Origin of the sequence: Cutibacterium sp. KBN10P07758 (genome assembly GCF_050286205.1) — a bacterium.
Classification (GTDB): Bacteria; Actinomycetota; Actinomycetes; order Propionibacteriales; family Propionibacteriaceae; genus Cutibacterium; species Cutibacterium acnes.
On the sequence record NZ_JBNNQV010000001.1, the window covers coordinates 115815 to 137363 of the forward strand.

Consider the following 21549-nt stretch of genomic DNA (forward strand, 5'->3'; position numbering starts at 1 on the left):
GGTCAGGCTTGGTGCTCATCCTCTTGCGTGCGGTGGAGCTCCTCGAGGGCACGGATCCGCTCGGCGTCGAAGTCGATACGAGTGTGATCGGCACGGGTGGAAGCCAAAAGGCGGTATAGCACCATCATAAATATCACCCAGACAGGAGCGGCGATAAGGGCCTGACGAGAATCTGCCGAGAAGCCCAGCATGATGAGGATGGTGATGAAGAAGAGGATGCCGACCCACGACATCACACGGCCAGCAGGCATCTTGAAGGCTGATTCCGCATGGCGTTGGGGATGCTTACCTAAGTACTTGAGGTAGCAGACCAGAATGAGTCCCCACACCGACAGATAGAGCACCGAGGAGACTCCTGCAACGAGGGAAAAAGCATCCATGACTGAGTCTTCAAGGGTGACGAGGACGATGGCTGGCGCAATGCACATCGCAGTGAGGATGAGGGCATTGCGAGGAATGTGACGACTGGACAACTTGGCGAAGACTGGCGGGGCGTCTTTCTCGCGTGCTAGCCCGTAGAGGATTCGGGAAGTAGAGAAAACTCCCGAGTTCGCTGAAGATGCAGCGGAGGTGAGCACAACAAAGTTGACGATATGGAAGGCAATAAGGATCCCAATAAAGCTAAACATTTCGACGAAAGGACTTGCCTGCGGATTGATGAGATCCCACGGCTGAACTGCCATGATGACGCCTAGGGTCAGAACATAGAAGATAAGGACACGAGCCGGGATTGAGTTGATAGCCTTAGGAAGATTGTGTTCAGGGTCTGCTGTTTCCGCTGCTGCGGTGCCTGCCATCTCAATACCTTGGAACGAGAAAATGGCAATTTGGAAGCCGGCTATGAATCCCATGAATCCGGTGGGGAAGAACCCGCCACGGTCCCACAAATGAGAAAATGACGCAGCCGGAACCCCGCTGCGGGGTGGCTGGAACCCGGTGATCGCAAGGTAGCCGCCGACAAGGATTAATGCGATGATGGTGACGATCTTAATCATCGCAAACCAAAATTCCATCTCGCCAAAAAGTTTTACGGCTACCATATTAAGACATGTCAATAGTAAGACGATGCATGTGGCGGGTATCCATTTATCGAGATGAGGGAACCAAGCGGCCAAGTATCCGCACATCGCGATGGTGTCGGCGTTACCTATGACGACCCAACACATCCAATATGTCCACCCCATGTAGAACCCGGCGCCGGGGCCAACGAGGTCTGTTGCGAAGTCGGCGAAAGACTTGTAGGCCAGGTTCGACAGCAGTAGCTCCCCCATGGCCCGCATGACGAAGAAGAGTACTGCTCCGATGATGAGGTAGACCAGCAAAATAGACGGACCCGCTAGGGAGATGGTCTTCCCGGATCCCAGAAAGAGGCCTGTTCCAATGGCGCCTCCGATGGCAATGAGCTGGAGATGCCGGTTCTTGAGGCCGCGCTGAAGCTGGGGTTCTTCAGTTGGCCCTTCAGTTGGAGTTGTGGCCTGGGTGGCGCTATCCATGTGACTCATCTACACCCTCCCGGTATCAACGGTGCCCCTGCTCGCATCATTGCGGAACAAAGAACCAACACAAGTTTAGACGTTGCATAGGTTCACTGGGGCCGGTAGTCGATAAAAAGATGTTCAGATGTGGCAGGTATCACAATACGTGGGATGAGGGATAAGTCTCTGTCACTGGTGATGGGATAACCGAGACAATGGCATAGGGCGACGCGTAAGATCGATTGTGGATCAGCATCGATGCTGGTCCCCCCCGACGTTGTTGTTGGCGGGTGTTGTTGTAAGGAGTGTGTGTGATGCGTGTTGGTGTTCCTACTGAGGTTAAGAATAGTGAGTTTCGTGTGGCTGTGACGCCGGCGGGTGTTCATGCGTTGGTTGGTCGTGGTCATGAGGTGTTGGTTCAGGCTGGTGCTGGTGTGGGTTCGGGTATTCCGGATTCGGATTTTGTGGGTGCTGGTGCGCGGGTTGTGGGTGATGTGGAGTCGGTGTGGGGTGATGCTGATTTGGTGTTGAAGGTGAAGGAGCCTGTTGCGGAGGAGTATGGGCGGTTGCATGAGGGTTTGGTTCTTTTTACGTATCTTCATTTGGCTGCTGATGAGGCGTTGACTCGTGAGCTTTTGGGGCGTGGGGTGACGTCGATTGCGTATGAGACGGTGGAGTTGGCTGATCATTCGTTGCCGTTGTTGTCTCCGATGTCGGAGATTGCGGGTCGGTTGGCTGCTCAGGTGGGTGCGAATTGTTTGTTGCAGTCTGCTGGGGGTCGTGGTGTGTTGTTTGGTGGTGGTTCGGGTGTGCGTCGTGGTCGGGTGAGTGTGCTTGGTGGTGGTGTGGCTGGGTTGTGTGCGGCTCGTGTGGCTGCGGGTATGGGTGCTGATGTGACGGTGTTTGATGTGGATGTGGCGCGGATGCGTTATATCGATGAGGTGTGGGGTGGGCGTATTGGTACGCGGTTTTCGAGTCCGTTGGCGGTTCGGGAGGCGTGTGGTGAGTCTGATGTGGTGATTGGGTCGGTGTTGGTGCCTGGTGCTCGGACTCCGCATTTGGTGGATCATGAGATGGTGTTGGGGATGGTGCCGGGGTCGGTGTTGGTGGATGTTGCGGTGGATCAGGGTGGGTGTTTTGAGGATTCTCATCCGACGACGCATGCGGATCCGACGTTTGTGGTGGGGGGTTCGGTGTTTTATTGTGTGGCGAATATGCCGGGTGCGGTGCCGCATACGTCGACGTATGCGTTGACGAATGCGACGATGCGGTATGTGTTGTTGTTGGCTGATGAGGGTTGGAGGGGTGCGTGTGGGTCGCGTGATGATTTGCGGCGTGGTTTGGCGACTTGTGGTGGGAAGTTGGTGAGTGCGCCGGTGGGTGAGGCGTTGGGTATTGAGTGTGTGCCTGTGTCTGAGGTGTTGTGAGGTTGGTGGTGGGGGTGAAACCACACCACCCCCACCTACCTAGAGTTCGCGAGAGGTCGTCGCGACTTACCGCACCTCGTCCGAGACCATCCTGGCAATAGTCCTCAGTTGCAGCCACCACTGTTCGCGGGGACGACGATGAGCGGCGTCAATGAGAGAGGGCATGGTGTCCATCGAACAGGGCCGCATGCCCGACTCGTTGACGCCAATGAACCATGAACCGTCCTGATGCGCCGCCAACTCGTCGTCAATGAGATTGAGAGCGCGATACCCGAGTCGGTTGGCGAGCAAGCGGTCGAAAGGTGAGGGTGAGCCGCCTTGCTGCATATGCCCTAGTACCACCTGGCGTACGTCATACATGCCGTGTGATTCCTCCTCCAGCAGCCGCGCGATGAAGTCGGTGGTGTAATTGTGCGATGCGTTCTCGTTGCGCACGGCAAGGAAAAGTCGTCGTCCGTGGGCGAATGACTCCCGCAACCAATGGACGTCGTTGGCTAGATCGTCCAGGGAGATGCCGTCCTCGTTGGTATAGATCCGCTCAGCGCCAGCTGCGATACCCGACATCAGCGCGAGGTATCCGCAGTCACGACCCATCGTCTCGACGACGAAGCAGCGTCTGGACGCGATACCCGACTCTTTAATCTTGTCCATCGCCTCGACAATGACGTTGAGAGCGGTGTCGGTGCCGATGGACAGTTCCGAACCGGGGAGGTTGTTGTCGATCGAAGCCGGAATGCACACCGTCGGAATACGGAAAGCCGGGTACCGGTCCCGCTCAGTCATCATGGTGTAGATACCTTCGTAGGCCGAGTAGCCACCAATGACGAGCAACGCGTCGATGTGATGATCCTCCAGAGCGCGGCTGACAGCATAAAGGTCGCGAGTGCTAGGGATCTCGCGGCGGGTACCCAGCTCAGCGCCGCCTTCCCCGGCCCAGCCCTCGACGTCGCTCCAGGCCAATTCCGACATGTCCCCGGTCGCTAGTCCGATGAACCCGTTATGGATTCCCACAACGGTATGACCGCGGGAAATCGCCAGTCGCACTGCAGCACGGGCAGCAGTATTCATGCCCGGGGCCGGACCGCCAGCGTGCATGATCGCGACGCGCTTGCGGTCGGCGTCACCAGCGGTGTCGGAAGTGGTACGAGCTGGTTCACTGAGTTCGGTGAAGATCGCGTCCATCTCGACAAAGGAACGTCCCCTCATCCGCATGGCCTCGTTGTAACGGCCCTCCGTAATGAGACCGGGCACCGACTTCGTGTCAGCGACGGCCTTGACCAGGGGGAGGCGATGTATGCGGTTGGACCCAGTGCCGATAACGCGCCCCTCGGCCTCTGGAGTGGTCGAGAGCACCTCGTGAACCGCGTGATAACCCAACCAGGTCGACGCCCAGCGGTCATAGGCTGACGGTCGTCCGCCGCGCTGGACGTGGCCCAGGATGGTAACCCGGGCGTCCTCACCGAGTTTGTCCTCAAGCACCTGGCGGACGTACTCCGAGGAGATCCGGTTCCCGGAACGATCGGTGGCGCCCTCCGCGACGACGACGATCGAGTCACGTCGGCCCGCCTGACGGCCACGTTTGAGCTCGGCGCACATGCGGTCCTCCCAACCGTCCTCGGGCGGCCGTTCCGGAATAAGAACATAGTCAGCTCCGCCGGCAACTGCTGCCATAAGGGCGAGATAGCCGCAGTGGCGGCCCATCACCTCAACGACGAAGGATCGCTGGTGGCTGGCCGCGGTGGAGGCGAGGTCGTCGATGGCATCGACAATACGGTGCAGAGCAGTATCGGCACCGATGGTCATATCGGATCCGACGAGGTCATTGTCGATGGATCCGACGAGCCCGGCGATCATGAGGGCGGGGTGTTCCCGGGCTACCTCGGCGCTCACCTGGCCGGTGTCGACGAGTTCAGCGACCAGGTCTGTCCATTCGGTGCGCAGCACATCCAGGCCGGTGAGCGAACCGTCACCGCCGATGACGACGAGACGATCGATCCCGTGTTCGAGGAGATTTCTGACAGCCTTCAGGCGCCCCGGACGTTCGCGCATCCCCTTGCAACGGAAGGTTCCGATCACGGTGCCGCCACGGTTGAGGATCGAGCCGACGTCGTCCCACCCGAACCTACGGATGCCATCGCCACCATCGATCATTCCCTGGTAGCCCTCGTATATCGCATAGACCTCGGCTCCCACACTTAGCGCAGAGCGCACCACAGCCCGCACAGCAGCGTTCATGCCCTGAGCGTCGCCACCGCTGGTCAGGATGCCAATGCGCAGACCATGACCGTCGGGGAGAGTGGGGGTGAGCCTCATCTCGTCATCAACATGCACAGATCAATATTGCCGCGCGCGGGTGGGTATCAGGTGAATTGTGACTGCTCGTCCTGGCTGCTGGGATTTTTCGTCACCGGTCGCAGAAGGCGCCCAAAACTGGGGCTCGGGGCGAGGATTATCCCCCGGGCGCAGACCGTAACGAACAGACCGTGACGGTTTAGAACCGCTCGTCGGGAACTGTCTCAAGGTCGTCAAGCCAGGCCCGGACGACGGCATCCGAGGGCATCCGCCAGTCACCGCGCGGACTCAGTGAACCTCCTGCGACGACCTTGGGACCGTTGGGAAGAGTCGACCTCTTGAACTGATTTCCGACGAACCGGCGCAGAAACAGCCGCGTCCAGTCCTTGATTGCTGACAGGTCATAGGAGTGTCGGTCCTCGTCACGGAACCCGGGAGGCCAGGAGCCTACCGATGCATCCCGCCAGGCATGGTGGGACAGGAAAATGATCCGGCTGGGGCGCATCCCGTGGCGCAGCAGGTGGTACAGGGTGAAGTCCTGCAGCTCGTAGGGACCTATCTTCGCTTGAGTGGACTGGATCTTCTCGCCGGGACGAGCGGGGACGAGCTCGGGGGAGATTTCTGTTCCCAGCACCGACTCGAGCACCACATTAGTGGCCTCGTTGAACTGGCCCGACGAAATGCACCACCGAATGAGGTGCTGAATGAGGGTCTTGGGTACCCCGGTATTGACCCCGTAGTGGCTCATCTGATCGCCGACCCCGAAGGTGCACCAGCCCAGTGCTAGTTCCGACAAATCACCGGTGCCCAGCACGATGCCGCCGCGCTGGTTGGCTATCCGGAAGAGGTAGTCGTAGCGCAGCCCCGCCTGGACGTTCTCGAAGGTGACGTCGTATACTTCGGCGCCGTCACCGGCGGGATGGCTCATTCCCTTGAGCATCTGGGTGGCAGCCGGCCGGATGTCCAACACTTCGCACGGAATGCCGAGGGCGCGACACATATCTAGGGCGTTGTTTTTGGTGTGGTCGGTGGTAGCGAACCCCGGCATTGTGAAAGCAAGGATGTCGGTGCGCGGCCGGCCCATCTGGTCCATGGCTTTGGCGGCGACGAGCAGGGCGTGGGTGGAGTCGAGACCGCCGGAAACCCCAATGACGATTTTCGGTGATCCCATTGACTCGAGTCGACGACGCAGTCCGTAGACCTGGATGTTGTAGGCCTCGTAGCAATCTTGGGCGAGCTGGTCAGGGTCGTTGGGGACGAAGGGGAAGCGATTAACGGGGCGTTCCAGGCCGATGTCGTCGTGGGGCGGGTCAAGAGTGAAGATGGTGGTGCGCCATGGAGCTTGAGCGGGCTGGGCGAGGGCGTTGTCGTCGAAGGACCCCTGACGCAACCGCTCCTGCCGCAGCAGGTCGAGGTCGATATCGGCGAGGCAGTAGCCCGGTTCGGGGGAGAATCTGTCGGTGGCGGCAAGGAGGGAACCGTTTTCGTAGATCATTGTTTGGCCGTCCCAGGACAGATCTGTGCTGGATTCTCCGGGACCGGCGGCCGCATAGACGTAGGCCTGCAGGTTGCGCGAAGACGTGACTTTGCACAGCTCGTGGCGCTGGCGGGATTTTCCGACGGTGATGGGGGAGCCCGAGAGATTTACCTCCACGACGGCCCCGGCCAGAGCGGCCTGGGAGGACGGGGCGACTGGCACCCAGAGGTCCTCGCACACCTCTACATGGAAGGTGAGGTCAGGCAGATCGGTGGCTCGGAAGAGCTGGTCGGGTCCGAAGGGGATCTCAGTAGAAGCCGCGTGAGATTTTTGTCGCCCCGATAGGTCAATCATCCCGGTAGTGCCCGCGCCGACGGCGAAATGACGTTTTTCGTAGAACTCCCGATAGTTGGGGAGGTGACTCTTTGGCACCACACCGAGGACTTGCCCGCGGTGGATCACGACCGCACAGTTGTAAAGCCGGTTGCCACGCTGCAACGGCGCCCCGACGATGATGACCGGGAAGAGGCTACGGGAAGCTTGGCGCACAGTCTCGATGGCGTCGAGTACGGCGTCAAGCACGACGTCTTGAAGCAGCAGGTCGTCGATGGCGTAGCCCGTCAGACATAACTCGGGGAACACGGCGATCGCGACGCTTCGGGAGCTGAGTTCCCGACAGGTGTCGAGAATCCCCGCCACGTTCGAGGCGGGGTCACCGATATGCACCGTCGTGGTGCAGGCGGCGACTCGCGCAAATCCTTGGTCATAGGTCGAGTGGAAGTTCCCCTTCATGATGCCAGTCTCGCAGACATTGACGCGGGGGTGAGGAATCTTCGGTCACCCTAATTCGGCGGTGCGCGGTGGGTTCGCGCCGGTGCGGGAGACGGTAATCGCGACATTCATCGGGGACCCCCAGGATGCTCACCCCTTGCGCCCCATCATTGACAACATCAATCAATGACTCCCCAATAACAAGTGCCCCCGGCATGGTTCTCTCCTCCCTGTCGGCCCCTACACGTCTCTCCCGAGGCATGAGTCGTCGGGCTTTGAGGGGAGTTTCGCAGTTCTGCTACCGACGTTGTATTCGTACGGTTACGGTGGGGCCTCTAAACTTAACCCGATGCATGCCCCCGGACGTACCTCGAACCCGGAACCGCGCGTCGGCTCAGGCCCGTGGCGTGGCGGCGGTTTTCTTGTTGCCCTAGTGACAATGGTCTGCTTAGTTGCTGGCTGCGGATCGTCAATGCCCGCTGCCTCAGAGCCATGTATCGACTTCGTCCCTGGTGCGGGCGATATGCGTTCCCGTCAGCAATATCCGGTGACGTGCCCTACGGCGTCCCCGAAATCGGCCGCTAAGGCTGCGCATAAACAACCGGATCCAGATGGGCCGTCAAGCAATGAGGGCGTCAATGATCCCGAAGATTCTACGGGCCCGAAGGCTGACGACTCAGCCCCGGTGACTCCTACCCCAACCCCACCGGCAGCATCTCTTACCGTCGGTGCGAAATCCTCAGCTGGACCTGGCAGCTACGTCCTGTGGATCAAAGCGGAGAATCGCGTTTACCTCGTAGCTCACGGTCTAGTGAAACGGGTCATGCTCACTACTGCTGAGCCGTGGAAGACCCCTGTTGGGAACTACAAGATTCAATACAAGATGCGGCACGCGGCTTTTACTGAGGATGGCATCCGCTGGTATATACCTAATTTCCTGTCTTTTTATCAACGCCCCGGCGCGACGGGAACTATCGGTTTCCACCAGATTCCCTGGGACGAAAAGACCAAGAAACCTGCCCAGCCTGTCTACACCTTGGGATTGCCCGGATATTCAAGTCACGGCTGTGCTCGGCTGGCCCCCAAAGATTCTGAGGCCCTCTACAGATTTGCTCATGAGGGCACAAAGGTGAAAGTGCGGTGAGCCGTCGACGCAGCGAGGAGAACATCATCGATGTGAGGGCGCGACTAGGTCACAACGTCGATCAGCGCAACTCGGACATTTTGGGTGCTACCACTGAGTCAGCGCGGGTAGGTAGGTCGGCTGGTGTGTTCACCACTGCTATGGCCATAACTGGACTGGTGTGGGGGCTGACTTTGGCGATCTGGGCGACGAGCCCTGGAGCTGACGGCACCAGGGCGGGCATGCCGGTACAAGGATGGTTTGGCTGCCTTTTGATCGGGCTGCTTTACGCTATGGGAGTAACGGTAATTCTCATCATCCCGGTCGTCCTCATGGCGGCTCTGTTGGGCGGACGCCTCGTCCGGCGGAGGAGCCAACGCATCGCTGGTGGGGTCGTCGGGGCAGTGACGGTTCTAGTTGGAGCAGCTGGTCTCTATGCCCTCATCTTGGACTTGTCTGCGGTGGTGGAGGTCTCATGGCCAGCCGTTGTGACAGCCAGTGCATTGGGATGCTGGTGGGGGCCATGGGTGATGGTGGGGCGAAGTTCACGATAAAGCTGTAGCCCTGGCCTAGAGTGTGGCTCATGACACAGCAGCACACCTCGACTATCCCCTCTGCTCCTAAGGCTCTCACAATTTCCGCCTGGGTTGCCGTTGGGGCCGTGATTGTCCAGGCTGTTTTGGCCTGTTTCATGCTTTCCGGAGTTCACGGTCTCGGCGACGTGCACATGGGCTTCGGCATTGTGACCCTGCTGGCGGCTATCGTCGCGGCCGTTTTGGCCGTCATGTGGAAGCGCCGTGGTGGATCGTCGGCGGTCGTCGGTCACGCCGTCGGTATGGCGGTGCTAATCCTTGTTCAGTATGTCCTCGGTGAGCTGAGCAGTGGTGGCGCCATCAAGTGGATTCACGTGGTACTTGGTGTCGTCATTGTGATCGGGCTGCTCGTCCTACCGCAGTCGATCGGCAAGAACTCCAGTAAGTGACCGGGGTTGGCGTTAGCAGGAGATTTTTGCCGTCACCGCTCCGGTGACAGTCACCAGGTCCGATGGTGACAATTCCACCGACAGACCTCGACGCCCGCCTGAAACCAGCACCCGCGGCTGCCCTAGCACCGACTCGTCGATGCAGATGGGTAGCCGCTTTTTCTGCCCCAAGGGAGAAATTCCCCCGACGATGTACCCCGTGGCGCGCTCTGCTGCCGCTGGGTCAGCCATAGCGACTTTTTTCGCACCTACGGCTGAGGCAAAAGCCTTAAGATCAAGCTGGCGGCTCACCGGAACGACGGCGACGGCAAGCTTGCCCGAGGGGACCAACTCGACGACCAGGGTTTTGAGCATGATGGATGGGTCGAACCCAAGCTTCGCGGCCCCTTCATCGCCGAAATGATGGTTGGACGGATCGTGGTCGTAGCTGTGCAGGACATGCGGGATCTTGGCCTTGGCAAGGGCTTTGGTTGCCGCAGATGCAGAGTCAGACGCAGGCATCAGTTCTCAAATCCCGCCCAAGTCCGCAACCGGTGGGTCATGTCCTCGTCTTGGGGAACTGGGTGGCCGTCAATACTGAGGATGGGGGCGACGCCACGCACCGATGACAACAACCAAGCCCCCTGGGCACGCAACACCTCACCGTGTTTCATGAGCCGGGTAGATGTCTGGACCCCGTCTTCACCAGCGGCCTCGAAGACGGTACTGACGGTAATGGAGTTCAGGATGCCGGTGGGACCGGTGGGGGTTGTCCACAGTCCGTCGTCAGCCGCGATGACTAACCCAGAGGTTGGTCCTTCGAGCAGGTAACCGTCGGTAGAGGTGAAGATGGCGTCGTCGGCGCCCTGGGATCGGGCATAGCGCAGAGCTGCGACGTTGACGGCATAGGACAGGGTCTTGACCCCACCGAGGAGCCAGGGAGCATCGGCGAAGGCGTCGCTAGTGACCCCACGGGATAGACACAGCACGTCGATTCCCTCCCGTTCTTCGATTGCAGTTTCGGAAAGGGGAGAGATGATGAGAAAACCTCGAGGCGGTCCGGGGACGACCTGACGACCATTGGTGTAGACGAGTTTGAGGGCAGCTTCGCCGGGGATACGCCAGGTGCGTGCCGCTTCTTCGATGAGGTGGTTCCAGGAGTCCAAATCGGGGGTGGGGCCGTTCACTCCAGCGATAGAGCGGGCGAACCGGGACAGGTGCTCGTCGAGGTGGTCGATTCGCGATGTTCCATCCTGCGCGGTCACGATACGAGTTGTGTCGAAGACGCCATCCCCACGCACCAGCCCGAGATCGTCTGCATGGCACACCATCGTGGATGGTGACACGACCCCTTTACCGAGGATGGCTAGCAAGTATGGAACACTTGAATTCATGCGTTCAGCCTAGTTGAGTGATGGTTGAGTGGTCATAGGGGCTGTCAGCCGGGGCCACAGATGTCACGTATTGTTGGGCGTCAGCGTTCAGCCAGTCAGGTTGACACCATGCTACTAACGGACCGGGGGATCATTAATGACGGAGACGCATCACTCGTCGCAACCACGTCAGACGTACCATCATGGTCATCTTCACGAAGTCCTCGTAAAGAAGGGTCTGGAGATGGCTCGCAGCGGTGGCACCGAGGCTGTTGTGCTGCGTGAGGCTACTCGCCGCGCAGGAGTATCACCTAACGCCGCGTACCGTCACTTCGCGAATCGCGAGGCCCTTCTTGATGAGGTGGGTCTGGCGGCTGCCGACCAGATCGGTGTCGTCATGCGTGAAGCGGTGGCTGAGGCCCAGCCCATCGACGATGAGAGCGTGGCAGTTTCCCAACTCGTGGCTGCCTGCCGTGCATATCTTGATTTCGCTCTGACTGAGCCGGGGCTCTTCGACGTGGCGTATCGCATTTCGGATACGGGGCTTGACGCTCTTAACGTGGACCGGTCGAAAGCACCGAATCTGCCCGATTCGGTAATCCAAGATGTCCTTTCAGATCGAGAAGTCACGCTTTCTGACCGGGTTGACGTCCGGAGCCTCGTCATTCTTCTGTGGTCCGTGCTTCACGGTTTTGCGTCGCTGTCGACTTCTGGTCCCCTGCGTGGTGAGAAAACTCCGGAGTGGGCTGACCGGGTTCTCGATGTCATTCGTGCGTCCCTGCGCGGTGCGATAGCACGAGCTTGATGGTTCGAGGGAGTCGCGATCCGGGCTCCGAGGTTGGGGCCGGATACCGTCAGATTCTGAATCTGGCAGTGCCTGCTTTCTTGTCCCTGATTGCTGAGCCGCTGTTCCTCGTTGCAGACTCCGCAGTGGTCGGGCATCTGGGCACCGCCGAGTTGGCAGGCCTGGGTGTGGCTTCGGCGGCCTTGACGACCTTCACAGGGCTTTTTGTTTTCCTTGCCTACGCGACGACGGCAACATCGTCACGTCGAATGGGGGCGGGGGACCGTCAGGGAGCTGCCCAGGCTGGTGTGGATGGCTTGTGGCTGTCTGTCATCATTGGCCTACTTGTGGCGATCATGCTGGTGGCTATTCCGACGACGGTGGCTGGTTGGTTTGGAGCTAGCGGCGCGGTTGCGGAACAGGCGGGACGCTATTTGCGCATCACTGGATTTGGGGTGCCCGCGATGCTCGCCACCATGGCGATCACAGGAGTGTTGCGTGGGTTTCAAGACACTCGCACGCCCTTAGTTGTGACGGTCGTCACCTTTAGTGCGAACTTGGTGCTCAATCTGTGGTTCGTGCTTGGTATGGGTTGGGGCATCCAGGGGTCCGCCATAGGCACCCTCGTCTGCCAGATAGCCATGGCGGTGGCTCTGGTGTGGGTGCTGCGGATACGAACTCGCGGCCTCGACTTAAGTTTGGTGCCGCACCTGAGCGGCATTGCTTCAAGTTTGCGTGATGGTATCCCGTTGCTCATTCGAACCCTGGCGTTGCGTGCCGCTCTCTACGTGACAACCTGGGTCGCCGCGCGGTCTGGAGCGATCACCATGGCGTCATATCAGGTGACGATGACGATGTGGAACTTGCTACTCATGGCCATGGACGCCCTGGGTATTGCCGGCCAGGCCCTCACCGGGGCGAGCCTGGGAGCTGGTGACGTCCGTCGTACCCGGTCACTGACGGCCACGATGACGCGATGGGGGCTTGTGGCGGGCGTTGTTATTGGCATCGTGCTGGCGGCTTTTCATCAGGTGGTTCCTGCCCTGTACACCGACGACCCCGCCGTACACCGAGCGGTCGCTGCTGGTTTGCTTGTCGTGGCAGCTCAGCAGATCGTTGCTGGCCCGGCTTTCGTCCTCGATGGGGTGCTCATTGGGGCTGGCGACGGCCGATGGTTGTCGGGTGCTCAGGTTGTCATGCTCCTGGTGTATCTACCGATGGCCTGGGCTGTGCACCTCTTGGCGCCGTCAGACCCGGCCGCTGCAGTGGTGTGGCTGTGGGTTGCCTTCAGCGGGTTCATGATCGTGCGGTGTGCAATCCTGGCATGGCGTGCGCGCGGAGACGCCTGGATGAGGACGGGCGCCTGAGCGGGTTTTGGGAGCTTGAAGGAGGGTTAGCGGCCTGTGGTCGACGGGCCATCCCAAAGTCACTCGAAGTCCACGCGCTGCGCTCCGGGTACGGAGTCGTACCTCTCTGGGGCGCTAGTAAACACCACGATCTGGCTAGTCTGAGCACTTTGGGCTACCTCGGCGAGGACGTGCCTGACCCTCACAGGATCGGAGTAGACCAGGGCGTCGTCGAGGATCACCGGCACTCCATCGTCGGGGTCAATGAGCCGAGCGGCGGCCAGCCGGACGATCAGTCCCAACTGTTCGCGGGCCCCTGACGACAGCTGGTCCCATTCCAGCCGGGAGCCATTAAGCTGACGTGCCACGACCGACAAGGTGGAGTCGATCTCGACGTGAAGCTCCTGGCCGAAGACCCCGCGTCCAATCCGGTCGATTTGGGTGGTGAAAGGTGCCACGTAAGACTGTCGCACGTGTTCCAGGTGGGCTGCCAGAGTCTGGTACAGCAACTTGGCTGACCGTGCACGCTGCTCCAATCCAGTCACTCGTCGAGCCAGTTGGTGTTCCTTGATGGTGAGGGAGTCGACCTCGGTCTGACGCTGCTGGCGGCCAAGCCCCTGCAGCTGTCCGTTGAGTTCTGCCCGACGACGGATGTTGTTCTCGAGGCGGTCCCTTGCGGTCGTCAGTGCCACCCGTGTTCCTTCAGCTTCGGTGTGGACCTGCTCGGGGTTGCGTTCCGCTAGCGCGGCCTGGGCGCGGTCGGCCTCGGCCTGTGTGAGTCGAGCCTGCTCCTGGGCGGTTGTGAGCGTCTCGGTGAGGGCCTCATCGCTGGTGATTTTGCGTGCAGCCGTCAGTTCGGTAGAAAGCCTGGTGACCGTTTCGGCGGTTTTTTCAGCGTCGATATTTGCCCGGAAGACCTTCTCATGAGCCTCGACGTGGCGCTCTTCCACCGTTCTTAACCGGTTGTCAGCCTGACGTTGGGCGGTACGCGCTTCATTCGCTGCGGCGACAGCCTCTTCTTCCAGCTTCTGAGCCTCGGCGGCCGTGATGCTGACGGTTTCGGTAGTGCGCTCAGCCATGGCTTCAAGCTCTTGGATGGTGACTTCGCCCTGCTCTTCCTCGAGGTGTTCCCGCCAGGAAGAGATGTGGGTCTCCATGACCCTGCGTTCAGCTAGACGAGACTCTGCCTGCTCCAGACTCGCCACACCTAAGTCCTCGAGTTGTGACACCACGGTTTGGTGGGCCTTCTCGGCATCGTTCCCTAAGGTCATGACCTCAGAAGTGGGGGAGATTCGCACTCGCCAAGCCTCACCCATCTCCATGACGAGCTCGCCATGTACCCGGCGCTGATTCGTCGTACCGATCGGTACATCGAGGTCGGCGCCGTCAATGCGTAGCGAAACCCCGTCGGCGAGGTGTTCGATGGCTAACTGGGGGCTAGCCATCAATGCCTTATCGCGGGCAAGGTCGTCGGCCTTGACGGCTTCCCTTAGCGCGGATAGTGCCTTGCCGGTCACTTTCTCGGTGTCGAGGCGTTGCTGTTCAGCCGTTATGCGCGTCTTGAGCTCATTGATCCGGTCGAGCTGTTGCCGAGCCTTGGTCGATTCTTCACCAACACGCGCTGTTGTAAGGGTCTGCCGAGCCTGGGTTTCGGCCTCCTCGGCCTGGGTAACTTTCCTCTGAGCCTCATCGAAAGCTGTCTTGGCTTCCTCGCGTTCCTCGGCGACGCTTCGGCCCAGCTCCGATAGTTCTGCGGCCACGCGCTGGCAGTGTTCATATTTGTCCTGGGCCGTCGCGAGATCGTCGATGAGCTTGGCCCTCATGTCGTGGGCCCTCTTGGCCTCGGCATGACGCTGCGCTGCTTCCTTGGCAGTACGTTTGGTGGTCTCGACCTCCTTCTCGAGTTCGGTGAGGCTCGCAAGGGCAGCCTCAGCTTTCTGGCAGTCGGTCTTTTTGGATGCCACCACGGTCTGATCGTGGCTGATTTGTTCGTTGATTCTGCTGAGGGAGTCGACGACTTCGTCGACCTCTGCGAGCCTCTCTTGTCCTTTAGCAAGGTTGCTGCGGATCTCCTCGAGCTCGTCGCGATCTGCGAAGACGTTGCGACGCTCTGATCCCCCGGGCGTGAAGTACTTGTCATATTCCGCTCGAGCCCGATCCATGAGTCCGCCTCCGGAACCCTCGTCAGGTTGCTGCCCGCCAGCTTGTTCTAAGGCAGCGGTAAGGGCCTGGGAAGAATCCAGCCGCAACGGAGATAGTCCGCTGGCCTGCATGAGACGCAGCGCGTTCCACAGAGTCATATCTGTGCCGGACAACAGAGTTTCCATCATCTCGACAGCCTCGTCGCCAGTGATGGTCTGGCCAGCACGAGGCCCGGCAAGGAACTTCAGTGAAGATTCCTTGTCTTTGAGAAAGCACTTGCGATGAACGAAGCGGTGATCGCCGATCGTCATCTCAGCTTCGACGACCACCTGCAGAGATGTGCCATAGGGCTGAGCGATTCGGACTTTGCGAGACTTCGATGAGGCTTTGGTGCTGGTATCGAGCAGCAGGTCGAGGGCTTCCACCATGGAGGTCTTGCCGATCTCGTTGCGTCCGGTTGCAATGACAACCCCACAATCGGGCAACTCGAGGGTGCGTTCGTCAATCGCTTTGAAATTTTCGACGTGGATGCGGTGCAGCTTCATCGTGACACCTCCGCAGTGTGTGCAGTAGATGCGATACTGGCTCCTTCAGCGCTGACGAGATGGTGCAGCAGGGTGAGCGCAGCGACGGCGTCTTCATTGGTGGCGCACATGTCCGACAATTCTTCGGCAGCATCTCGTACCCAACCGGGCACATCAGCCTCAGTCAGGCTGATATCGTCTCCCACCACGGTGAGGTCATGGCGGGTTTCACTCGGTTCGAGGCTTGCGAAGACAGTTTCATAATCAGCGATGATCTCGTCGAGCTTTGCCTTCTGAGAGATAGTGACCTGTCCGTGAAGGTCGTAGCGGATGATGGTGCGATCTCGGCGGTTGAAGGAGTCGAACCTATCGCGCAGAGCCTGTAGATCTGCCTCGCTGGCTACCTCCTGACTCACTCGGGCATGCAGCCACGTGCCAACATTGATCGTCTGGCAGGTAAGAGGATCACCGAGGTCGACGATTACCGCAGTGCCGACGCTCTCCTCGTTGAAGCTCGTTGTCTCCTGGGTTCCGCTGTACCGGATGGCGGCGTGGTTATCGTTGGTCGGCCACGCGATATGACGATCGCCCAAAGCGACGTAGCTCAGCGCACCTCGGGCAATCGCGTCCTCGAGAGGAGCTCGCGAGATGAGGGCTTCACGAGCATCCCCCGATAGCCCCTCAAGCTGGCCATGGCCGACCAGGATGCGTGGTGTCTGGGCGGGCTCCAGGTTCTTCACAAGGTCGGCGAGGGGGTCAGTTGACGGGTGGCGGGTCGTCAGCGGAGAGGCAACGATCGTAGCGATGACGACCCCGTTGCCGTCAGCGATCTGGGTCTCTGCGTGGTCTCGTAGCACCTGGACGTTGCTCGGGCAGCGCTGTGCGAATTCTGGCCCATCCCAGAGACACCCCGGCTCTAAGCTGTCGTGATTTCCGGGCAGCAGGTACACGGGGAGATCAATGGAGGCTATCGCCTCACACGCGCGGGCAATGATCTGAGTGGAGACATTGTGGGTTTCGAAGACATCTCCGGCGACGACGACAAACTCGCAGCCCTCTTGCCGGGCAACGTCGCCTAGCCTGCGTACCGTCTCGATTCGATCGGCAGTAAACCGTGCCTGTGGGTCGTCGTCGCCGCGCTTCGACAGGTAGTGCCGAGTCATCCCCAGTTGCCAATCTGAGGTGTGGAGAAATCTCGTCATGGCAGCATGATAGGAAATGGCTCCGATACTATTTGTGTACGCGTGTTCCGGTAATGTTCTGGCTTGTCAGGGCCAGTCTTAGCGATAATCCGACGCTCAGTTCTGCTTGATAGCGCTGGTAGCGGCGGAGGTGGAGCGGAAGGTCGTCGTCGGGCGTCTCGACGTCGAGGAAGTTAGCGGACTTCACGTGGGCGTCGCGATCGGCGTTAGGGGGTCAGGGACGCGGTCTAGGCAGTCACCTCAACGGAGACGTTGGACGTGTCAACAAAGAAAGTGCTTCGGTGACAGAAGATGTGCTTATCGCCCCTTATACTCAGCGACAAAGGAGGCACGGTGACTGAGGACTCCGCCGTTTGGCTCGACGACCACCAGCAGCGCGTATGGCGCTTGTGGCTGGAAGTATCGACTACCTTGCCTGCCGTGCTCAACCGCCAGTTGTCCCGCGATTCGCAATTGTCGGTGCAGGACTTTGAGGTGCTTGTGCGTCTGTCTGAGACCGACGGCGGCGACATGAGAGTTGTGGCCCTTGCAGAGCACATGGGATGGGAACGCTCCCGACTGTCCCATCACCTCACGCGTATGGAGAAGCGAGGCCTCATCGAACGTCGCGTCTGCTGTTCGGACGGCAGAGGGGCCATCATTCACCTCACTGATCAGGGCACGGCGGCATTACAACAGGCCGTCCCGGGCCACGCTGCTCTGATCCGACGCGTCGTTTTTGGTGGGCTTGATTGCGGCCACCTCAACGACCTCGAAGCCATTCTCTCGCGAATCTGCCAGAGTCTCGCTGAAGAAGGCAAGGTCAACCCCACAGACCACAGTTGAAGGTACTTCACGTCGCCGTGTCACGTCACGTCTTGTCCCACCTAGGGAAACGGTCACATCCGCGGGACCGTACCAGCTTTATCATCAGCCCCACCGACGCAGATGAGGAGCACATATGGCAGTAGCGGCCACGGGCATCCCGGCGGAATCCGGCGAACCCGCTATGGACAAACCCCGCATGAAGGGTCGTCACCTGGTGATGATGAGCCTTGGCTCGGCCATCGGAACCGGACTCTTCGTAGGGTCTGGCAAGGGTGTGGCTGCAGCTGGACCAGCAACCTTGGTGGCGTATATCGTCGCCGGGTTACTCGTCATCGCCATCATGTACATGCTCGGCGAGATGGTTGCAGCCCATCCCGACTCCGGGGCGTTTTCGGTCTACACATCCCGAGCCATGGGCTCAGCAGCTGGCTTTGCGATGGGGTGGGTCTGGTGGATCGAACTAGTCGTCGTCGTCGCGGCCGAGGCGATCGCGGCGGCGTCGACCCTTGTTGCTATGTGGCCAATAGCCCCTGTCTGGCTGCTTACCCTCATCTTCCTGGTCGTCCTCACCGCAATCAACCTGCTGGGAGCCGACAGATTCGGAGAGTTCGAGTTCTGGTTTGCCCTGCTTAAAGTGGTCGCCGTCGTCGTCTTCCTTACCATCGGTGTGCTGCTTATTTGCGGAGTCTTGGCGGCTCCCGCGGCGGGAACATCCAACCTCGTCGGCCACGGCGGATTCCTGCCCAATAGGTGGTCTGGGGTGGCGACAGCCCTGCTTTTGGTCGCCTTCAGCTTCGGTGGCATCGAGATCATGGCGGTGGCGGCCGCCGAGACCGAAGACCCTGCCCACAATGTCTCCCGGGCTGTGCGCACCATCGTTTGGCGAATCCTGGTGTTCTACATGGGTTCAGTAGCCATCATGGTTATCGCGGTGCCTTGGGACGACCCCGAACTCGGCGCTTCCCCCTTCGTGGCCGTCCTTAACCGGGCCGGTATCCCAGCAGCCTCCGAGGTCATGACCTTGGTCATTGTGTTGGCCTTGCTGAGTTCCCTCAATGCCAATCTTTATGGGGCTGCCCGGATGCTTGGCTCTTTAGCGGAACGCGGCATGGCCCCTCGCGTCGCCATGCGAACCAGGGGACGCTCGGTGCCGACGGTTGCGGTGCTGGCCAGCGTCGCCTTTGGATTCTGTTGTGTGCTGGCTACTTTCGAATGGGGCGACGCCGTACTCGGTACTCTGCTTAATATCGTCGGTTCAACCATCATCGTTACCTACTTCTTCACCATCTGCTCTCACTACGTGCTGCGTCGCCGCGCTGAGAAGGAGGGCGCCCCGCTGCCGATGCGGTTGAAAGGGTTTCCGGTGGTGAACTGGGCAGCAATGATCCTGCTGATTGGCATCGTTGTACTGGGCATGTTTTCCCCCGACGTACGAGCTCAACTGATGTCAACGGGGGCGCTCGTCGTCATCCTCTATGTCATTGGAGTGGGATGGTCCCATCACGCCGGACGCAGCCCCTTCCATCCCACGACCGACTGAACTCAAGCGGATGACGGTCCCGGGTCGTTCGGGGGTTTGGGGGACCGAGCGAGCAGCTCGTGTTTACGGTCTTTGGCCCGAATAATTTCCGGGACGATCCGAGGCGTATCACGTTGGTGAGTGGCTGGGGTGGGAGCCGTGGTCGGATGGGGGGAGGGAACGGTTGCGGGCTTGGCTTGCGGTTTGGCAAGCGGCTCAGCAGCAGGCTTCGAGAGGGAAGCATTCTTTCCGGATGGCTTCTTGATAGCGGGCTTCGGGCTAGCTACCTCGTCGTCAGATTTAGGCTCTGATAGTTTCGTGACGCGCCCCATGGCATGGACGCGTCGGCCCTCCAGGCGATCCTTGAGCTGAGAGGTGTAGATCGAAGTGTCCCCGACAACTCGGCCAGCGACGGCGACGGCGATCATGCCAGGAGCGAGCATCGACAGGTTTCCGGTCATCTCGCCAACCATGAGCAGCACGCCGAGTGGGGCATGGGCAACCGCACCGAAGCAGGCGATCATGCCGACAATGACGAAACTCATCGGTGAGGATGGGATACCTGGCAGCCCCTCGAGGAGGCGCCACAGTGCCGCGCCAGTGGCTCCGCCGATGACCATGCCAGGGCCGAAGACGCCGCCGGAACCGCCCGATCCGATGGACAGGGTCGTCGAGAGGATCTTGGCGAAGGGGATTGCCAGCACCATGAGCAGCGGCATCCGCACGAGGTTGTTGGCGAACATCTCTTGTTGCACTGAGCCGTAACCGGTGCCCAGTGCTGCCGGTATGAGGAGTCCAAGCAGCCCGACTCCCAGACCACCGATAGCCGGGACGAGCCAGCCAGGAACCTTGTCGAGACGGTCAAAAAGCGTGGTGCCGCTGTAGAAGACCTCAACATAAAGCTTGCCCATGAGGCCAGCAGTGAGGCCCAGTAGGACGAACCAGATGAGTTGCAAAGGCTGGGAGAATTGCACTCCACTGAGCGATCCGAAGATTGGCTCGAATCCGTATACCGACCCGAAGACCACGAAGGCGACGATCGACGACACCAGGGAAGGCATGATCGCGTCGGATTCCATGTCGTCGCGGTAGAGCAGCTCCGCACCTAGTAACGCACCGCCCAGCGGGGCGCGGAAGATGGCACCGATGCCTGAGGCAGTGGCTGCTGAGACGGCAATCCGGGCGTCTGGGGTGGCGATTTTGAGCTTCTTACACAGTGAGGAGATGACGGTCGCGCTGATCTGGGCAGTGGGGCCCTCACGTCCACCCGAACCGCCGGAACCTATTACGAGGGAGGATGCGATGATCTTGACCGCTGCGACTTTTCCCTTGAGAGCTGTCGGGTCGTGATGGACGGCATGAATGGCGTTGTCAGTGCCATGGCCTTTGGCGGTAGGCGCGACGAAGTACACCAAGGTTCCCGAAACCAGGGCGCCTCCGGCGACGATGAGCGGGATGGCCCAGGGGCGGGTGAGCCTGGTGCCGGCGACACCGCCGCCCTCCCCCAAGGTGCCGGGTGGGGTATAGCCGCCCAACGTCTCGAGTAGCCAATGCGTGCCGGTTTTCAGACAGAAGAAGAAGATAATGGCACCGACGCCAGAGACGATACCGATGACTGTGCCCATAAGCAGCCAACGGTTTAGGGAGTCTCGGAAGGCCTTGGGACGGTGCGGGACGAGGGCACGGCGCAGGCGCCTGAGTTGTTTGGCCCATGCGGCCCGGGCCTCGGGGTGGATGGCAGTCTCGGTCATTGCTGGTTGGAATCCTCTGCGCAAGGGCGGTTGGGGGTGCCGTGTCCGCTGGCCTCGGCTGCGCGGGTAAATAAGGTGAATCCGGTGACGACAGTGTCGATCTCGCCGGGCTCGAGGTGGCTGAGTAAGTCGACGAGTTGACGACGACGGTGCTCATTGACGTTCTGCACGAGTGTGGCCCCTCGTTTCGTCAGGGAGAGCACATTGGCCCGACGATCGTCAGGATCGGGAGAACGGTCAATGAACCCTTTGGCGACGAGACGCTCAACCATGCGCGCGATGGTTGAGGAGTGGACTTCAAGGTCACGAGCCAGATCGACTCCGCGCGTCACTCCGGCGTCGATGAGGACGAGGAGTCGGTATTGCGGCGCGCTGACATCTTCGGCAAGTTCCGCCAGGGAGCGGGCTGCCACGTCAATGAGGGCCCACGATGCTTGCAAAGCGATTTCAACATCAGTGTGATCGGGGGTCAGCCCGTTCGTTGCATCCCGCGATATCTGCACAGCGGAATTGTTGCACACTGCATTAGTTTTGGCGACGTGCTGTGTGTCGGTGGCGCGGTCACCTACAGTGAT

Annotated in this window: 18 protein-coding genes; 8 read left to right on the forward strand and 10 right to left on the reverse strand. The window is 60.1% G+C overall.

Going from position 1 to position 21549, the window contains the following annotated elements:
* Positions 1 to 2: 2 nt before the first annotated feature.
* The gene (locus ACOYO3_RS00550) at positions 3 to 1502 is read right to left on the reverse strand and encodes an amino acid permease (protein WP_002520310.1); all 1500 of its coding nucleotides are present in this window, start codon (positions 1500 to 1502) and stop codon (positions 3 to 5) included.
* Between the two features lie 287 nt (positions 1503 to 1789).
* On the opposite strand from ACOYO3_RS00550, the gene ald reads away from it, so the two are divergent.
* Positions 1790 to 2902, forward strand: a complete 1113-nt coding sequence (gene ald, locus ACOYO3_RS00555) for an alanine dehydrogenase (protein WP_002518507.1) — start codon at positions 1790 to 1792, stop codon at positions 2900 to 2902.
* Positions 2903 to 2968: 66 nt separating this feature from the next.
* Here the strand turns inward: ald and ACOYO3_RS00560 are convergent, their stop codons facing one another.
* The 3 genes from ACOYO3_RS00560 to ACOYO3_RS00570 all read right to left on the reverse strand — a co-directional run bounded on the left by ACOYO3_RS00560 (position 2969) and on the right by ACOYO3_RS00570 (position 7659).
* Entirely contained in the window at positions 2969 to 5215 is a 2247-nt protein-coding gene (locus ACOYO3_RS00560; protein WP_002519750.1) for a 6-phosphofructokinase, read from the reverse strand.
* Positions 5216 to 5393: 178 nt separating this feature from the next.
* Positions 5394 to 7463, reverse strand: coding sequence for an NAD(+) synthase (locus tag ACOYO3_RS00565; protein WP_002518158.1), 2070 nt, complete (start codon positions 7461 to 7463; stop codon positions 5394 to 5396).
* Positions 7435 to 7659 carry a hypothetical protein gene (locus tag ACOYO3_RS00570; protein ID WP_002522712.1) on the reverse strand — a complete coding sequence of 75 codons (225 nt, stop codon included), beginning with the start codon at positions 7657 to 7659 and terminating at the stop codon, positions 7435 to 7437. Before ACOYO3_RS00570 ends, ACOYO3_RS00565 begins: the two co-directional genes overlap by 29 nt.
* Positions 7660 to 7791: 132 nt before the next feature.
* Between ACOYO3_RS00570 and ACOYO3_RS00575 the strand changes: the two genes are divergently transcribed.
* Genes ACOYO3_RS00575 through ACOYO3_RS00585 form a run of 3 tightly spaced genes read left to right on the forward strand, consistent with a single transcriptional unit; the run spans position 7792 to position 9547 of the window.
* Positions 7792 to 8586, forward strand: a complete 795-nt coding sequence (locus ACOYO3_RS00575) for a L,D-transpeptidase (protein WP_074323599.1) — start codon at positions 7792 to 7794, stop codon at positions 8584 to 8586.
* Positions 8583 to 9119, forward strand: a complete 537-nt coding sequence (locus ACOYO3_RS00580) for a hypothetical protein (RefSeq protein ID WP_002516455.1) — start codon at positions 8583 to 8585, stop codon at positions 9117 to 9119. The genes ACOYO3_RS00575 and ACOYO3_RS00580 overlap by 4 nt, the downstream gene beginning before the upstream one ends.
* 29 nt (positions 9120 to 9148) lie before the next feature.
* Positions 9149 to 9547: a hypothetical protein gene (locus tag ACOYO3_RS00585; protein WP_002518503.1), complete on the forward strand. Its 399-nt coding sequence runs from the start codon at positions 9149 to 9151 to the stop codon at positions 9545 to 9547.
* Between the two features lie 12 nt (positions 9548 to 9559).
* Here ACOYO3_RS00585 and ybaK read toward each other — a convergent pair whose 3' ends face one another.
* Positions 9560 to 10048, reverse strand: coding sequence for a Cys-tRNA(Pro) deacylase (gene ybaK / locus ACOYO3_RS00590; protein WP_002514208.1), 489 nt, complete (start codon positions 10046 to 10048; stop codon positions 9560 to 9562).
* Positions 10048 to 10920, reverse strand: coding sequence for an aminodeoxychorismate lyase (locus ACOYO3_RS00595; protein ID WP_002518154.1), 873 nt, complete (start codon positions 10918 to 10920; stop codon positions 10048 to 10050). The genes ybaK and ACOYO3_RS00595 overlap by 1 nt, the downstream gene beginning before the upstream one ends.
* Before the next feature lie 136 nt (positions 10921 to 11056).
* On the opposite strand from ACOYO3_RS00595, the gene ACOYO3_RS00600 reads away from it, so the two are divergent.
* The gene (locus ACOYO3_RS00600) at positions 11057 to 11704 is read left to right on the forward strand and encodes a TetR/AcrR family transcriptional regulator (protein WP_002516452.1); all 648 of its coding nucleotides are present in this window, start codon (positions 11057 to 11059) and stop codon (positions 11702 to 11704) included.
* Positions 11704 to 13050 (forward strand): MATE family efflux transporter, encoded by a 1347-nt coding sequence (locus ACOYO3_RS00605; RefSeq protein ID WP_002516439.1) that lies wholly within the window; start codon positions 11704 to 11706, stop codon positions 13048 to 13050. Before ACOYO3_RS00600 ends, ACOYO3_RS00605 begins: the two co-directional genes overlap by 1 nt.
* A gap of 59 nt (positions 13051 to 13109) precedes the next feature.
* Here ACOYO3_RS00605 and ACOYO3_RS00610 read toward each other — a convergent pair whose 3' ends face one another.
* Positions 13110 to 15716, reverse strand: a complete 2607-nt coding sequence (locus ACOYO3_RS00610) for an AAA family ATPase (RefSeq protein ID WP_002519745.1) — start codon at positions 15714 to 15716, stop codon at positions 13110 to 13112.
* Complete coding sequence (locus ACOYO3_RS00615; protein WP_002524511.1) at positions 15713 to 16897, reverse strand: metallophosphoesterase family protein; 1185 nt, start codon at positions 16895 to 16897, stop codon at positions 15713 to 15715. Before ACOYO3_RS00615 ends, ACOYO3_RS00610 begins: the two co-directional genes overlap by 4 nt.
* 333 nt (positions 16898 to 17230) lie before the next feature.
* Between ACOYO3_RS00615 and ACOYO3_RS00620 the strand changes: the two genes are divergently transcribed.
* Together ACOYO3_RS00620 and ACOYO3_RS00625 are read left to right on the forward strand one after the other, a co-directional pair.
* Positions 17231 to 17722 (forward strand): MarR family winged helix-turn-helix transcriptional regulator, encoded by a 492-nt coding sequence (locus ACOYO3_RS00620; protein WP_002516471.1) that lies wholly within the window; start codon positions 17231 to 17233, stop codon positions 17720 to 17722.
* 115 nt (positions 17723 to 17837) lie between these two features.
* Positions 17838 to 19244 (forward strand): amino acid permease, encoded by a 1407-nt coding sequence (locus tag ACOYO3_RS00625; RefSeq protein WP_427305709.1) that lies wholly within the window; start codon positions 17838 to 17840, stop codon positions 19242 to 19244.
* Between the two features lie 2 nt (positions 19245 to 19246).
* Here ACOYO3_RS00625 and ACOYO3_RS00630 read toward each other — a convergent pair whose 3' ends face one another.
* Together ACOYO3_RS00630 and ACOYO3_RS00635 are read right to left on the reverse strand one after the other, a co-directional pair.
* Positions 19247 to 20974 carry a chloride channel protein gene (locus tag ACOYO3_RS00630; protein WP_002519742.1) on the reverse strand — a complete coding sequence of 576 codons (1728 nt, stop codon included), beginning with the start codon at positions 20972 to 20974 and terminating at the stop codon, positions 19247 to 19249.
* Complete coding sequence (locus ACOYO3_RS00635) at positions 20971 to 21477, reverse strand: MarR family winged helix-turn-helix transcriptional regulator (RefSeq protein WP_002518141.1); 507 nt, start codon at positions 21475 to 21477, stop codon at positions 20971 to 20973. The genes ACOYO3_RS00630 and ACOYO3_RS00635 overlap by 4 nt, the downstream gene beginning before the upstream one ends.
* Positions 21478 to 21549: the final 72 nt, after the last annotated feature.

Excerpts from the sequence above, each read along its gene's own strand:
- ACOYO3_RS00550 (WP_002520310.1), bottom strand. The coding sequence starts at position 1,502 with ATGAGTCACATGGATAGCGCCACCCAGGCCACAACTCCAACTGAAGGG.
- ald (WP_002518507.1), top strand. The coding sequence starts at position 1,790 with ATGCGTGTTGGTGTTCCTACTGAGGTTAAGAATAGTGAGTTTCGTGTG.
- ACOYO3_RS00560 (WP_002519750.1), bottom strand. The coding sequence starts at position 5,215 with ATGAGGCTCACCCCCACTCTCCCCGACGGTCATGGTCTGCGCATTGGC.
- ACOYO3_RS00565 (WP_002518158.1), bottom strand. The coding sequence starts at position 7,463 with ATGAAGGGGAACTTCCACTCGACCTATGACCAAGGATTTGCGCGAGTC.
- ACOYO3_RS00570 (WP_002522712.1), bottom strand. The coding sequence starts at position 7,659 with ATGCCGGGGGCACTTGTTATTGGGGAGTCATTGATTGATGTTGTCAAT.
- ACOYO3_RS00575 (WP_074323599.1), top strand. The coding sequence starts at position 7,792 with ATGCATGCCCCCGGACGTACCTCGAACCCGGAACCGCGCGTCGGCTCA.
- ACOYO3_RS00585 (WP_002518503.1), top strand. The coding sequence starts at position 9,149 with ATGACACAGCAGCACACCTCGACTATCCCCTCTGCTCCTAAGGCTCTC.
- ybaK (WP_002514208.1), bottom strand. The coding sequence starts at position 10,048 with ATGCCTGCGTCTGACTCTGCATCTGCGGCAACCAAAGCCCTTGCCAAG.
- ACOYO3_RS00595 (WP_002518154.1), bottom strand. The coding sequence starts at position 10,920 with ATGAATTCAAGTGTTCCATACTTGCTAGCCATCCTCGGTAAAGGGGTC.
- ACOYO3_RS00600 (WP_002516452.1), top strand. The coding sequence starts at position 11,057 with ATGACGGAGACGCATCACTCGTCGCAACCACGTCAGACGTACCATCAT.
- ACOYO3_RS00605 (WP_002516439.1), top strand. The coding sequence starts at position 11,704 with ATGGTTCGAGGGAGTCGCGATCCGGGCTCCGAGGTTGGGGCCGGATAC.
- ACOYO3_RS00610 (WP_002519745.1), bottom strand. The coding sequence starts at position 15,716 with ATGAAGCTGCACCGCATCCACGTCGAAAATTTCAAAGCGATTGACGAA.
- ACOYO3_RS00615 (WP_002524511.1), bottom strand. The coding sequence starts at position 16,897 with ATGACGAGATTTCTCCACACCTCAGATTGGCAACTGGGGATGACTCGG.
- ACOYO3_RS00625 (WP_427305709.1), top strand. The coding sequence starts at position 17,838 with ATGGCAGTAGCGGCCACGGGCATCCCGGCGGAATCCGGCGAACCCGCT.
- ACOYO3_RS00630 (WP_002519742.1), bottom strand. The coding sequence starts at position 20,974 with ATGACCGAGACTGCCATCCACCCCGAGGCCCGGGCCGCATGGGCCAAA.